The organism is Mesorhizobium sp. C120A (assembly GCF_030323105.1).
GTDB lineage: Bacteria > Pseudomonadota > Alphaproteobacteria > Rhizobiales > Rhizobiaceae > Mesorhizobium.
Genome location: NZ_CP100476.1, coordinates 5,677,156 through 5,690,961, shown reverse-complemented (window position 1 = coordinate 5,690,961; position 13,806 = coordinate 5,677,156). Strand labels below are relative to the sequence as shown.

General features: G+C 61.4%; 13 protein-coding genes. 8 read left to right on the top strand and 5 right to left on the bottom strand.

From position 1 onward, the window contains the following. Nucleotides 1–28: 28 nt before the first annotated feature. Nucleotides 29–424 (top strand): RidA family protein, encoded by a 396-nt coding sequence (locus tag NL532_RS27870; protein WP_023738338.1) that lies wholly within the window; start codon nucleotides 29–31, stop codon nucleotides 422–424. On the opposite strand, the gene NL532_RS27865 is transcribed toward NL532_RS27870, so the two are convergent. Beyond that, nucleotides 425–1,516, bottom strand: coding sequence for an LLM class flavin-dependent oxidoreductase (locus NL532_RS27865; protein WP_286488158.1), 1,092 nt, complete (start codon nucleotides 1,514–1,516; stop codon nucleotides 425–427). Between the two features lie 123 nt (nucleotides 1,517–1,639). On the opposite strand from NL532_RS27865, the gene NL532_RS27860 reads away from it, so the two are divergent. From NL532_RS27860 to NL532_RS27840, 5 genes are all read left to right on the top strand, one after another. Further along, nucleotides 1,640–2,401 carry an HpcH/HpaI aldolase family protein gene (locus NL532_RS27860; RefSeq protein WP_023686922.1) on the top strand — a complete coding sequence of 254 codons (762 nt, stop codon included), beginning with the start codon at nucleotides 1,640–1,642 and terminating at the stop codon, nucleotides 2,399–2,401. Between the two features lie 155 nt (nucleotides 2,402–2,556). Next, a complete protein-coding gene (locus tag NL532_RS27855) occupies nucleotides 2,557–3,756 on the top strand; it encodes a pyridoxal phosphate-dependent aminotransferase (RefSeq protein WP_023667810.1) in 1,200 nt (399 codons plus the stop codon). 76 nt (nucleotides 3,757–3,832) lie between these two features. Then, nucleotides 3,833–4,630 carry an ABC transporter substrate-binding protein gene (locus NL532_RS27850; protein ID WP_023682726.1) on the top strand — a complete coding sequence of 266 codons (798 nt, stop codon included), beginning with the start codon at nucleotides 3,833–3,835 and terminating at the stop codon, nucleotides 4,628–4,630. A 150-nt stretch (nucleotides 4,631–4,780) separates the two neighbouring features. Next, on the top strand, nucleotides 4,781–5,455 hold the full coding sequence (locus NL532_RS27845) for an amino acid ABC transporter permease (protein ID WP_023667812.1): 675 nt from the start codon (nucleotides 4,781–4,783) through the stop codon (nucleotides 5,453–5,455). A gap of 45 nt (nucleotides 5,456–5,500) precedes the next feature. After that, on the top strand, nucleotides 5,501–6,772 hold the full coding sequence (locus NL532_RS27840; RefSeq protein ID WP_023804445.1) for a cysteine desulfurase-like protein: 1,272 nt from the start codon (nucleotides 5,501–5,503) through the stop codon (nucleotides 6,770–6,772). Between the two features lie 7 nt (nucleotides 6,773–6,779). On the opposite strand, the gene NL532_RS27835 is transcribed toward NL532_RS27840, so the two are convergent. The 3 genes from NL532_RS27835 to NL532_RS27825 all read right to left on the bottom strand — a co-directional run bounded on the left by NL532_RS27835 (nucleotide 6,780) and on the right by NL532_RS27825 (nucleotide 10,305). Next, nucleotides 6,780–8,741, bottom strand: coding sequence for a 3-hydroxyacyl-CoA dehydrogenase NAD-binding domain-containing protein (locus NL532_RS27835; RefSeq protein ID WP_023827962.1), 1,962 nt, complete (start codon nucleotides 8,739–8,741; stop codon nucleotides 6,780–6,782). 224 nt (nucleotides 8,742–8,965) lie between these two features. Beyond that, nucleotides 8,966–9,943: a UDP-glucuronic acid decarboxylase family protein gene (locus NL532_RS27830; RefSeq protein ID WP_023667815.1), complete on the bottom strand. Its 978-nt coding sequence runs from the start codon at nucleotides 9,941–9,943 to the stop codon at nucleotides 8,966–8,968. 179 nt (nucleotides 9,944–10,122) lie between these two features. After that, nucleotides 10,123–10,305, bottom strand: a complete 183-nt coding sequence (locus tag NL532_RS27825; protein WP_023827963.1) for a hypothetical protein — start codon at nucleotides 10,303–10,305, stop codon at nucleotides 10,123–10,125. Nucleotides 10,306–10,407: 102 nt separating this feature from the next. Between NL532_RS27825 and NL532_RS27820 the strand changes: the two genes are divergently transcribed. Then, a complete protein-coding gene (locus NL532_RS27820; protein WP_023686926.1) occupies nucleotides 10,408–11,688 on the top strand; it encodes a nucleotide sugar dehydrogenase in 1,281 nt (426 codons plus the stop codon). Between the two features lie 34 nt (nucleotides 11,689–11,722). Continuing rightward, a complete protein-coding gene (locus NL532_RS27815; protein WP_032899966.1) occupies nucleotides 11,723–12,739 on the top strand; it encodes an NAD-dependent epimerase in 1,017 nt (338 codons plus the stop codon). Nucleotides 12,740–12,809: 70 nt separating this feature from the next. Here NL532_RS27815 and NL532_RS27810 read toward each other — a convergent pair whose 3' ends face one another. Further along, entirely contained in the window at nucleotides 12,810–13,706 is an 897-nt protein-coding gene (locus NL532_RS27810; protein WP_023827964.1) for an AraC family transcriptional regulator, read from the bottom strand. Between the last annotated feature and the right edge of the window lie 100 nt (nucleotides 13,707–13,806).

Below are 13,806 nucleotides of genomic sequence, written 5' to 3'. Positions count from 1 at the left end.
TCTTTAAGAATACCGGGGAGGCTTGAAAATGCACGAGATCCTGCAGCCGGAGGGCTGGGCGAAACCGGTCGGCTACGCCAACGGCATTGCTGCGCGCGGCAGGCTCGTCTTCGTGGGCGGACAGGTCGGCTGGAACGGGCAGTGCCAGTTCGAGACCGACGATTTCGCCGGCCAGGTGCGGCAGACGCTGCAAAACATCGTCGCCGTGCTGGCGGAAGCCGGCGCGGAGCCACGGCACATCACCGCGATGACCTGGTATTTCACCGACAAGGCCGAATATCTCGGCAACCTCAAGGGGATCGGCGAGGCCTATCGCGAGGTGATCGGCCGACATTTTCCGGCGATGGCCGCCATGCAGGTGGTGGCGCTGGTGGAAGATCGCGCCAAGATCGAGATTCAGGCCACCGCCGTCATTCCGGAATAATCAGCCGCGCAGCCCCGCCCGCTTCAGCAGCGGCAATACGTGGTCGCAGAAATAGGGCAGTTCCTGGGTGTAGTTGACGAACGACAGCGCGATGCCCTGGTAGCCATGCCCGGCTATTGCCGCCATCTCGGCGGCAATCGTTTCCGGCGTTCCAACCAGCGGGTAGGTGCCGGCGCCGCCGGCGAAACGCTGCCGGTAGCGGTCATAGGCATGCGGGTCATGCGACTGCGAGAACTCCTTCTTGCCTGCCATATGAGCATCGACCGCATCGTGGTCGACCAGATCGACGGCATAGCGCGTGTAGTAGGCCTGCGCCTCTTCCATGGTTGGACGGCAGACGACATGCGCCACCGTGTAGACGCCGACGTTGCGGCCAACCTTGTCGGCCCGCTCGCTGATGTCGGCGACATGCTTGCCGGCATCCCTCATTTCCGAAAAGGTCGTGAACAGATAATCGCATCGGGCGGCGGCGAAATCCCGGCCCGGGCCACCGAAAGCAGCGTTCATGGTCACCGGGCGTGGAACCTGCAGGCTCGCCGGCCGGCTCACCGCCTCCTTGAGGCGATAGTAGGTGCCTTCATAGTCCAGAGGCTGGTCCGAGGCGTAGAGCTTTTCCAGGATTTCGATCCATTCGGCGGCCTGGTCGTAGCCCTTTTCGACCAAAGGCGTGCCGAACATGCCGAATTCCTTCGGGTTCCAACCGCAGACGATGTTGAGACCGGCGCGGCCCTGGCTGATATGGTCGACAGTTGCCAGCGCCTTGGCGGCATAGATCGGATGCACCAGCGGCACATGCACGGTCATGAACAGGCCGATCTGCTCGGTGGCCACCGCCAGAGCTGCTGCCCAGGTGAAGGTCTCGAACGACCATTCGCGCACCTTGTTGCGGCCGCCAAAGCCACGCCAGCGCGCGATCGGAAGCATAAATTCCAGCCCGGCGCGGTCGGCGATCTGCGCCGCCGTCAGATTGTCCTGCCAGCTTGCCGTCCAGCGTTCCGGCACATCGGTGATGGCCAGACCGCCATCGGCATTGGTCGAAAAGACGCCGAGCTTCAGTTTGTTCGAGCCGTGCAGGGGATGCGTTTTGATCATCATGGGAACTCGTGGCGGGAGACCGACACGCTAGGCCCGCGCAAAAATATTTCAAGCCTGAAATAGCTTCGCCTCGCCGCCGATTGCGGATATCAATTCGGAGGGGAAAAAAGGGGGATGGATATGAGCGCGTTCCGTCAGAAGTGCATCGGCAAGACCAATCTCGTCGGCTCCTTCGCCGCTATTCCCCATCCCGTCGCCGTCGAAGTGATGGCGCTCACCGGCCTCGACTTCGTCTGCATCGACTGGGAACATGCCCAGATCGCGCGCGACACGATCGAAACCATGGTGCGCGCGGCCGACGTGCATCGCGTGCCGGCCATGGTGCGTGTTCCCGGTCATGCGCCGGAAGCTATCCAGGCGGCGCTCGACAGCGGCGCACAAGGCGTGCTCGTGCCGCGCGTCTCGACCGCTGCTCAGGCCGAGGCGGCGGTGAAAGCCTCGCGCTATCCGCCGCTGGGCGAGCGCGGCGTCGGGCCTGGCCGCGCGGCCGGCTATGGCTATCGCATTCCCGAATATCTGGCCGCGGCCAATGACAGGGTGGTCGTCGCGGTCCAGGTCGAGACATCGGAGGGGCTGGCCAACATCGAGGCGATCGCGGCCATAGACGGCATCGATGTGGTCTTCGTCGGCCCCGGCGATCTCTCCGTGTCGATCGATGCGATCGGGCCCAAAGGCGTGGACAAGCTCAATGAGGCGATCACAAGGATCATCCGCGCGACCGTCGCGCATGGCAGGACATCGGGCATATTTTGCGCCAGCCCACAGACGATCAGCCAGTGGGCCGCTATCGGCGCGAGCTTCTTCGTGCTGGCCAGCGATACGATGTTTCTTGGCGCCGGCGCTGCGGCCAACTGCACCGCTGCGCGCGCCGAGCTGCGGTAGACGGGCGGGATCGGGCAAAAACTTTTTAAGCTTAAAACTTTTTCCTTGAAAAGCGCAGCACATTGGATAGCATCCAAACTTGATGGCGACTGTCGTGCCGGTGGGGCTTGCCGGGCAGTCCGTCGCGGTGCTCCGGGTGGGAGGGGTTTCAGTCCTTGTCGTTCATACTGCCCCAGTCATCGTCCAGCGCGCGTTATGCTTTCGACGGCGTACGTGCCCAGATCCGTGACCTGCACACCGAAAACATTGCCAACCTTGCCGTGCGCGCCCGAGAACTGGGCGACGTGATCGCGCTCTGGTACGGCGAAGGCGACATGGTGACGCCCGCTTTCATCCGCGACGCGGCGAAGGCCGCCTTCGATGAAGGCCAGACGTTCTACGTCCCTAACATGCGTGGGCACCCCCTACTGAACGAGGCGCTGTCGGAATACCAAACGCGCATTCACGGCCGGACGATCCCGATTGCGCGCACCACGGTCACGCCCGGCGGCATGCAGGCGCTGTACCTGGCCCTGGAACTGCTGGTCGATACCGGCAGCAACGTCGTCTATGTCGCGCCGCAATGGCCCAACATCCACAACGCCATCCATCTGATCGGCGGCGAGCCAAGGCCGTTTTCGCTCGACTTCAAGGGCGACTGGCATCTCGATCTCGACCGGCTGTTCGCCACTTGCGATGCGCGCACACGCGCGATCTTCCTGTCGACGCCGTCCAACCCGACCGGCTGGACCGCGTCGCGCGAGGAGATGCAGGCGCTGCTCGACTTCAGCCGGCGCACCGGCATCTGGATCATCTCCGACGAGGTCTATGGCCGGCTCTATTTCGACGGCAATGTTGCTCCTTCCATCCTGCAGATCGCCGAGGATGGCGACCGGGTGCTGTCGGTCAACAGTTTTTCGAAGGCGTGGGCGATGACCGGCTGGCGCATCGGCTGGCTGACGCATCCGTCGGGGGTGGCCGACCAGCTTGGCGCCATGACGCAGTACATCAACAGCGGCACCGCCGCGCCGATCCAGGCAGGCGCTGTCGCCGCCATCCGCCAAGGCGAGCCGCTGGTCGAGGAGATCAGGCAGCGGATCAAAACCGGCCTCGACCTTGCCTATGACAGGCTGGCCCAGATTCCCGGCATCATCCTGCCGACGAAACCGCGCGGAGGCATGTATGCCTTCTTTGCCATGGACGGCGAAAGCGACGCCCGGCAGGCCTGCGCCAGGATACTGGAGACGGCGCGCGTCGGGCTGGCTCCCGGCCACCTCTTTGGAAATTCGGCAGCGGCCTTCCTGCGGATGTGCGTGTGCCGTGAACGCGACCAGATAGCGACCGCGCTCGAGCGCATGGTCGCCGCCATGAATTGACGCCCCGCTGGGAGGTGGGACGGCAACAAACCGTGCGGGAGCAAACCCGCCCGATCACAACCAGAGGGAACACAAAATGAGCTTCACTCGTCGCAACCTGCTTCTTCTCGCCGCCACGATCGGCATCGCTGCCGGCCCGGCCACCGCCTTTGCCGCCGATGTGCTCAATGTCGGCGCCTACCCGACCAATCCGCCCTTCGAATACAAGAACGAGAGCGGCACGTTCGAGGGCTTTGAAGTCGACATCGTCAACGAAGCGGCCAAGCGTGCCGGCATGACCACCGACATTGCCGACCTCGGCTTCCAGGCGCTGTTCGCGGCTGTCAGTTCCAACCGCATCGATGTCGCGATCTCCTCGATCACCATCACGCCGGAGCGACTGAAAACGCTGTCCTTCACCCAGCCCTATTATGACTCCGACATGGGCATTGCGACGAAGACCGATAGCGCTGTTAACACAGAGGCCGACCTCAAGGGCAAGATCGTCGGCGTGCTTTCAGGCTCGACCGGCGAGACCTGGGTCAAGGCGCATCAGGAGGCTGACGGCTACAGCGACGTGAAGGGCTATGACACGCAGCAGAACCTGCTGCTCGACCTCAGCGCGGGCCGCGTGGACGCCGCCGTCAGCGATATTCCGGGCATGGAATACTCCTTCACCAAGATGAAGGACCTCAAGGTCAAGCAGCGCATCAAGACCGGCGAACAGTACGGCCTGATGATGAGCAAGGACCATCCGCTGCTCGGCAAGCTGAACGACGCGCTGACCGCGATGAAGAAGGACGGAACGCTGGCCGCGATCCACAAGAAGTGGTTCGGCAGCGACGCGCCAGCCGATTCCTCGACGGTCAAGGAAATGCCGCTGCCCAAGGCCTGACCGGCAATGCACTTAAATCGTGCCGGCTCCCAGGCCGGCACGATTCATTTCACGCTCCGGCGCCTGCTGCCGCACGGATAGCCTCATCGGAGGCAAGGTCGATTGGTTTTAACTTGAGCATCCTTTGCTCTGGGGTTCGGGAACGCTCCCATGTCGCTGATCGACACCTTCTTCAATCCTGACGTGATCATGTCCAGCCTGCCGGCGCTGTTGCGTGGCTTCCTGAACACGCTGCTGCTCGGCATTTTGAGTATCGGCATCGGCATTCCCATTGGCCTGGGGATCAGCCTGTTGCGGCTCTATGCGCCGAAGCCGCTGCGCTGGCTGGCGGTCGGCTACACCGACATCTTCCGGGCCCTGCCGGTGCTGGTGGTGCTGATCCTGATCTATTATGCGCTGCCCTTCCTCGGCATCCGTCTGTCGTCCTGGGCCTCCGCCGTGACGGCGTTCGCCATCATCATGTCGGCCTATTCAGCAGAAGTGTTCCGCTCCGGCATTGAGAGCATTCCGAAAGGCCAATTCGAGGCAGCACAGGCGCTCGGCCTGCCTTTCCTTTTGACCTTGCGCAAGGTGGTGCTGCCGCAGGCGATCCGAGTCGTCATCCCGCCGATGACCAGCAATTGCGTCTCGATGTTCAAGGACACGTCGCTCGCTTCCACCGTTGCGCTGCCTGAACTGTTGAAGGAAGCGACCAACGCGCAGTCGCTCTATGCCAATCCCTCGCCGCTGATCGGCGCCGCTTTGGTCTATCTCATCTTCCTCTGGCCGATGGTCCGCCTCGTCAGCCTGCTCGAAGACCGCTTCAAGACCGAGAAGACGCGCTGACCTCATCAACCGTCCCGCTTCCCAAGCCATTCGCAGGAGATACAGTTGAGCAATTCCCAAGCCGCCGGCGGCTTTCCGGTCGACCCCATCCGCGCCATGTTTCCGGCCTTGCAGCGCGCCGGTGATTTCATCTTCATGGACAACGCCGCCGGCGCGCAGATCCCGCAGAGCGTGCTCGACGCGGTGACCAATCACCTGGTCTCGCACAATGTGCAGCGTGGTGGTCGCTATGGGCGCTCGGTCACGGTCGACCAATCGGTTGCGGATGCTCGGACGAGCGTGGCCTTGCTGATCAACGCCTACAGTCCGTCGGAAATCTGCTTCGGCATGAACGCCACCTCGTTCATTCGCCTGGTCAGCCTCGGCATCGGCCAGATGCTGGCCAAGGACACAGAGCGCGACGAGATCGTCATCACCGATATGGACCACGACGCCAACATCGCCACGTGGCTGGCGCTGGAGCCCGCCGGAGCCAAGTTCAAATGGTGGCGCATGCGCGAGGACGGCAACCTGCATGTCGACGACCTCAAGCCGCTGGTTTCCGATCGCACCCGTCTCGTCGCCTGCACGGTGACCGCGCATTCGATCGGCTCGATCGTCGACGTCGCTTCGGTGGCCGCGATCGCGCATGCGGCCGGCGCCGAAGTGTTCCTTGACTGCGTGCATTACGGACCGCACGGGCTGATCGACGTGCAGGCCTGGGACTGTGATTATCTCGTCTGCTCCGGCTACAAAAATTTCTCGCCGCATATGGGCTTTCTGTGGGGCCGCTTCGAAACGCTCAAGCGGCTGCCGACCTTCCGCGAGGATTTCATCCCCGACGAGCCGCCTTACAAGGTCGAGGCAGGCACCTTCATCTACGAGAACGTCTCAGGCATGGATGCCGCAGTGCAGTACCTGGAACTGATCGGCCGCAATCTGGCGCCCTCCAACAACCGCTCGCGGCGCGACAACATCGTTGCCGGCATGGGCGCCATCCGCGATTACGAAGTGCTCCTGGCGCGTGAGATGCTCGCCGTGCTCAAGGGATGCAATGCCACGATCTACGGCGTCGCCGAGGAAGCCCGCATCAACGAACGCGTGCCGACATTCTGCTTCAACATCGGCAAGCTGTCGCCGCAGCGGATCGTCGAGGAAATGGCTGACATGCAGATCGGCATCCGCGACGGCCATATGTATGCGCCCCGGCTGATGAAGCGTCTCAACCTGTCGATGGACAGCGGCGCCATCCGCGCCTCGCTGGTCCATTACAACACGGTCGACGAGGTCAGGCGTTTCGGCGAGGCACTGCGCGCCGTCATCGCAAGGCTGTCGTAGCTGGTCCTTAAACCTCTCCGGCGCGGAACATCGGCCCGCCCTTGTGGGCCGGGAAGCCATAGCCGTTTATCATCACCAGATCGATGTCGGAGGCACGCGCCGCGATGCCTTCGGCGAGTAATGCCTTGCCCTCGTCGGCCATTGCCGCCAGCAAGCGCGTGACGATCTCATCGGGCGAAAAGCGGCGCGGCACGATGCCCTTGGCCGCTCGCACGGCCTCGATCAGCGCCGTTACTTGCGGGTCTCTCCGGCGTTCGCCGTCCGAATAATCGTACCAGCCGCGCCCGGTCTTGCGGCCGAAGCGGCCGGCCTCGCACAGCCGGTCGGCGATTTCGACATAACGTGCTTGCGGATCGCGCATCGCCGCCTGTCGCTTGCGCCGCGCCCAGGCTATCTCCAGCCCAGCCATATCGTTGACCGCGAAGATCCCCATCGGGAAGCCCCAGGCCTCCAGCGCGGCATCCACCTCATCGGGTGCTGCGCCATCCTCCACCATGAACTCCGCCTCGCGGCGGTAGGCCGAATAGATGCGGTTGCCGATGAAACCCTCGGTAACGCCGCACACGACAGGCAGCTTGCCAAGCTTCCTGACGAAGGCGATCGCCGAGGCGAGCACATCGGGCGCCGTCGCCGCGCAATCCACCACTTCGGTTAGCCGCATGACGTTGGCCGGGGAGAAAAAATGCAGGCCGACGATCCGTTCGGGCCGGGCGGTTGCCGAGGCGATCTCGTCGGGGTTGAGGTAGCTGGTGTTGGTCGCAAGGATGGCGTCCGGGCGGACGATACGTTCGAGCTTCCGGAAGAGTTCGGTTTTTACCGCGAGATCGTCGAACACTGCCTCGATGACCAGATCGGCCTGCACCAGCCTGTCGGCTTCGCTGGCCGCTTCAAACCGGCTCAGCGCCTCCCTGCGCGCATGATCGGTGAGACGGCCGGATTGGACCGACTTGTCGAGAAGCCCGGCGATACGCTCGTATCCTTTTGCCGCGGCGTCGTCGTTCTGCTCGATGCCGATTACGCGATAGCCGGCATTCAACGCCGAGACCGCGATGCCTGCACCCATCAGGCCGGTTCCGACGATACCGACGGTCTCGACCTTGCGAGGCGTGACACCCTCCAGCCTGTCGACTTTGCTGGCTTGCCTCTCGGCAAAGAAGACGTGGCGCAACGCTGCCGCCTCGCGAGAATCCCGGAGGCGCAGGAAGGTCGCGCGTTCGTGCACAAGACCGTCCTCAAGTCTGGCCGTGGACGCGGCCCGGACCAGTCTCACGGCCTCTGCAGGCGCGATCTGTCCACGGCTGCGGGAAAGCACCTTTCTTGCGGCTGCCGCGTCGGCCTCAGGTTGCGAGCGCGGGACGGAAAGCGCACCCGTGCGCCGCAGCGGTTGGCCAACGAGACGGCGGGCGACATCGAGCGCGCCTTCGGGAAGATCGTCCGCAATGGTATCGATCAGACCGAGAGCGAGAGCTTCGTCGGCATTTGCGGGCCGACCCGTGCCGATCAGGTCAATTGCGGCGACCGTGCCGATGAGGCGGGGCAGGCGTTGGGTTCCGCCGGCCCCGGGCACTAACCCGAGCTTGACCTCGGGCAGGCCGAAGCTGGCCGCCTTGCTGGCCACCCGGTAGTGGCAGGCCAGCGCAATCTCGCAGCCGCCGCCGAGCGCCGCGCCGCCTACTGCCGCGACGATCGGTTTGGCGAAGCTCTCCATCGCTTCGATCACGTCAGGCAGTGTGGGCCCGATAGCGGGCTTGCCGAATTCCTTGATATCGGCGCCACCGATGAAGGTGCGCCCAATGGCGGTCAGCACCACGGCAGACACTTCATCCGACGCCGCACGCCCAAGCGCAGCCATCAGTCCGGCCCTGACATGGAGGGACAGCGCGTTGACCGGCGGATTTTCGATCGTGACGATGAGAACGCCATCGACGATCTTGCCTGTGACACTCTCGGAAAATCGTGCTGTGTTCATGGAGTTTTATTCCGGAACAACGGCAAATCTTCCTCCTCCTTCTGCTCTCCGCCAAATGCCGGTGTCCCGGCTCGGACGGATGAAGCGCCATGGATCTTCAAAATAATTTCAAGCTTAAAATAATTAGAATTCGAAAAACTTCAAGCCTACCGGAGTCGACTGCAAAAGGCGTCGCTACCACGACGGTGATCGGTCAGACTTGACGGTTGCACTGCGGTGCCGGGTCAAGGCGAGTTTGTGGAAACCTTCGGCAGCAGGGCTTTGAAATAGTCGATCGTCTGTTGCAGCCCGGCTTCTAAAGTCACCGTCGGCTCCCAGCCGACAAGCCTTTTGGCAAGGGTGATATCGGGCTGGCGGTGCCGCGGATCGTCTTGCGGAAGATCGCGGTAAATTATATCCGAACCTGATCCGGTCATCTGCGTCGTCAGTTCGGCCAAGCGCCTGATCGTTACTTCCCTTGGATTGCCGATGTTTACTGGACCGGTCACCTCCGGCCCCGTATCCATGAGGCGCAGCATGCCGCTCACCAGGTCGTCGACGTAGCAAAACGACCTTGTCTGTGAGCCGTCGCCGAAAATGGTTATCGGTTCACCACGAAGCGCCTGCACGATGAAATTTGAGACAACCCTGCCGTCTGCCGGGTGCATGCGCGGCCCGAACGTATTGAAAATCCGCGCGACCTTGACCCACAAGCCATGTTGTCGGTGATAGTCGAAGAACAGCGTTTCGGCGCAGCGTTTGCCTTCATCGTAGCATGAGCGCGGCCCGATCGGGTTTACATTGCCCCAGTAACTCTCGGGCTGCGGATGCACAGACGCGTCACCATAGACCTCACTGGTGGAGGCCTGAAAGACTTTGCATTTCAGCCGCTTTGCCAATCCAAGAACATTGATGGCGCCGTGCACGGCGGTCTTGATCGTCTGAACCGGGTCGTACTGGTAGTGAACAGGCGAGGCCGGACACGCCAGGTTGTAAATCTCATCGACTTCGACGTAGAGCGGAAAGGTCACGTCATGGCGCATGAATTCGAAGCGGGGATGCTTGGCCAAATGGTCGATATTGCGCTTTGATCCGGTGAAAAGGTTGTCGACACACAAGATTTCGTCGCCTCGTTCCAACAGGCGGTCAATAAGATGCGAGCCGATAAACCCTGCGCCCCCGGTAACGAGAATGCGTCTGCGGCTGTCATAGAGTCTGGCCAATTTCTGCTCCCAGGCAAATGCTGATCGACCAGATATCGGTCGCCACACGCAGGATACGACGTGTCCGCAGCCAATGCACAAGGACCAAACTGAAATTTCGCAGATCCGCTCGGTGCCGATGCGAATTCCGATCCCGGCATTTGGTTTGATCAGAAGGCACGATTGAGGCCGATAGTGGCCTATGGATTGGCAGCAGAGAATATCAGCCCTGTCGTCAGGGCCGCCGCTGCGTAGATGGCCGGCAGAACCTGACGGTTCACCCCAATCCGCAGCAGAGAGTGGCTCGAAACCCGGTCCTGCTGGATTTTATCCACAACATCGATGGCATTGGCGGATGGCAACATGAAAATGGCAACGACCATTTTTCGTGAGACATTCCTCTTCGCGATAGAGCATCGTTGAATTGGCCAACAGCCTGCCATACAAGCACGTCGGCTCAACAGGTGGCTCGAGGAACCCCACGGATGTCCGAACGCATTGCAGTTATCGGCCTGGGTTATGTCGGCCTGCCGGTAGCCATTGCCTTTGGGAAGGTTTTCCCCGGCACCATAGCTTTTGACATCAGCGAGCGTCGGATCGGGGAATTGCGTGGCGGCGTCGATCGTACGGGGGAAGTTGACGCAACGGCGCTCAAGGAGACCTCGATAGGGCTGACCACCGACCGGGAGATGTTGAAAGGCGCTACTTTCTTCATCGTCGCCGTGCCAACCCCTATCGACGCAAATCGCGCTCCCGATCTAGCTTCTTTGAAACTGGCGTCCGAACTCGTCGGCGAGGCGGTGAGCAAAGGCGCCGTCGTCGTTTTTGAGTCGACAGTCTATCCAGGTGTGACCGAAGATTTCTGTGGGCCGATCATCGAGCAGGTTTCCGGCCTGCGACATCCCCGCGACTTTGCCCTCGGCTATTCGCCCGAACGCGCCAACCCCGGCGATCGGGAACACTCGCTGCAAAAGATCGTCAAAGTCGTCTCCGGCGAGAATAACGAGACGCTGGAGCGCGTCGCGAACGTTTATGGCCGTATCATCGATGCCGGCGTCTACCGCGCCCCGTCGATCAAGGTGGCCGAGGCAGCGAAGGTTATCGAGAACACCCAGCGCGATCTGAACATCGCGCTGATGAACGAACTGGCAATGATCTTCGAGCGGCTCGATATCCGGACGCAGGATGTTCTTGATGCTGCGTCGACGAAATGGAACTTCCTTCCCTTCAAACCGGGGTTCGTCGGCGGCCACTGCATCAGCGTCGATCCATATTATTTGACCGCCAAGGCCGAGGCCGAAGGTTACCATCCGCAGATCATCCTCGCCGGACGTCGCATCAATGACGGCATGGGGGCCTTCGTCGCCCAGCAGGTTGTCAAACGGCTGATTGGTTCTGACACGCCCGTCAAAGGGGCTTCTGTCGGCATTCTCGGGCTGACATTCAAGGAGGACGTGCCGGATTTGCGCAACAGCCGCGTGTTCGACATGGTCAAGGAACTAAGGCAGTTCGGAATTGTCCCCAAAGTCCATGATCCCCTTGCCGATGTCGAAACCGCTCGGCGTGATCACGGCGAAACAATCCTGCCGCTCGATGAGATAAACGATTTGCAGGCGCTTGTTCTGGCGGTGCCTCACAGGCAATATCTCACCAACGAAAGAGCGCGTCTTTTTCAAATGATCAGGCCGGGGGGGACACTGTTCGATGTCAAGTCGGCCATCAAGCCCAATGAAGTTCCCGACAACATAAAATACTGGAGCTTGTAAAGCTCGCCTGAAATTAACGCTAGGATATGCAGTGATATCAAGCAGGCCAATACTGATCACCGGCGCAGCCGGGTTCATAGGGTTTCATCTTTGCCTGAGGCTGCTTGCCGAAGGACGCCAGGTTATCGGCCTCGACTCCATGAACGAGTATTATGACGTCAGCCTGAAGCAGGCTCGTCTCGAGCGGCTGAAAGCGTTTTCGAATTTTTGTTTCGAGCATGCCGATCTCACGGAGCGGGACCGTATTTCGGAGCTCTTCCTTTCGGCCGCGCCGGAGGTTGTCGTCAATCTCGCGGCGCAAGCCGGCGTACGCTATTCGATCAGCAATCCGCACGCCTATGTGGAAAGCAACCTCAGCGGCTTTGTCAACATCCTGGAAGGATGCCGGCAGGCGTCGGTCGGCCATCTGGTCTATGCATCGTCGAGTTCGATTTATGGCGGCAGCACCCGCATGCCGTTTTCCGTGCACGATCCGGCGGACCATCCGCTCAGCCTTTACGCCGCAAGCAAGAAGGCGAACGAGCTGATGGCGCACACATACAGCCATCTGTTTCGACTGCCGACCACCGGGCTGCGTTTTTTCACCGTCTATGGTCCGTGGGGGCGGCCGGACATGGCGCTGTTCATCTTCGCCAAGGCTATCCTCGCCGGCGAGCCGATCGAGGTCTTCAACTATGGCAACATGCAGCGGGATTTCACCTATATCGACGACATTGTCGAAGGTATTATCCGCGTCATGCAGCAACCCGCGACACCCAATCCTGAGTGGAAAAGTGTCGCGCCAGACCCAGCGACCAGCAACGCCCCGTTCAGGATTCACAACATCGGCGGCAATTCGCCCGTTCAACTGAACCGATTGATCGAGGTGCTCGAAGACGCGCTGGGACGCAAGGCAAACCGCAACCTCATGCCACTTCAGCCAGGCGACGTTCCGGCAACTTTCGCCAATGTCAGCTCGCTCGAGGAGGCGACTGGCTTCAAGCCCAAAATCCCGATCGAAATAGGGGTTCCGCGCTTTGTCGAATGGTACCGGGAGTTCTACCGAGCATGATCGGACGCTTCGCCACCTGGAGGCGGCTGGCTTCTGACCAGCCATGGCTGGCGCATGCCGCTCGGAAAACTCAATAAGCCGCAGCCGAACTGGGTGTCGCCTGAAGGCGGTCAATATCTTTCCGGGGCGGCGCACCGAACAGGCGACGATATTCTCGGCTGAACTGCGAAGGGCTGTCATAGCCCACCGCGAACCCGGCCGTGCCTGCGTTTGCGCCGCCGGCAAGCATAATCCTTCGCGCCTCCTGCAGGCGCAGCTGCTTCTGGTATTCGAGCGGGGTCATGCGCGTAATCGCCTTGAAATGGGCATGAAGGGACGACGCGCTCATGCCCGATGCCGCCGCAATCTCTTCGATGCGCAGTTGTGCCTGGAAATGATTGCGGATCGTGGCGATGGCGCGGCTGACCTGGTTCAAGTGGCTGTCCACCGACGCCATCTGGCGAAGCGTGTCACCGTGCGGTCCGGTGAGGAGCCGGTAAAGGATTTCGCGTTCGATCAGCGGCGCCAGCACGGTGATGCTCTCGGGGCGATCGAGCAGCCTGACAAGCCGACAGGCGGCATCAATCAGGTCGGGGTCACTTGGATAGGCAGCTAACACCGGCAGATCCCTGCTGGGGGATGCACGTCCTTCTTTCACAAGCAGTTCGGCCAGCGCGGTGGAATCAAAATCTATCTTGCAACAGAGGTAGGGCGCCGCCGGGCTCGCCTCCAACACATGCCCGACCAGCGGCAGGTCGACCGAGACGAGCAGGTAGCTCGATGCGTCATAGACCACGCTCTGGTCGGCCAGCGAGACGCGCTTCGATCCTTGGGCGATTATGCAAAGCGACGCCTCGTAGACCGCAGGCACGGGTGCACTGGGCTGGTTGGCGCGAATGAGCGACAGCCGCGGCACCGCAGTGCCGGCCATGCCAGATTTCGGCGCAAAGCGGGTGATCAGCTCGGCGAGTTCATTGATTTTCCCCATGCCGCATAATCTTCATGGCGCGAAATGTTGCAAGGCATTTCGAGTTCATTTGGAGGATCGTGCAAACTCTTTGGACGATCACGCTACCGCCCTTTGCCGG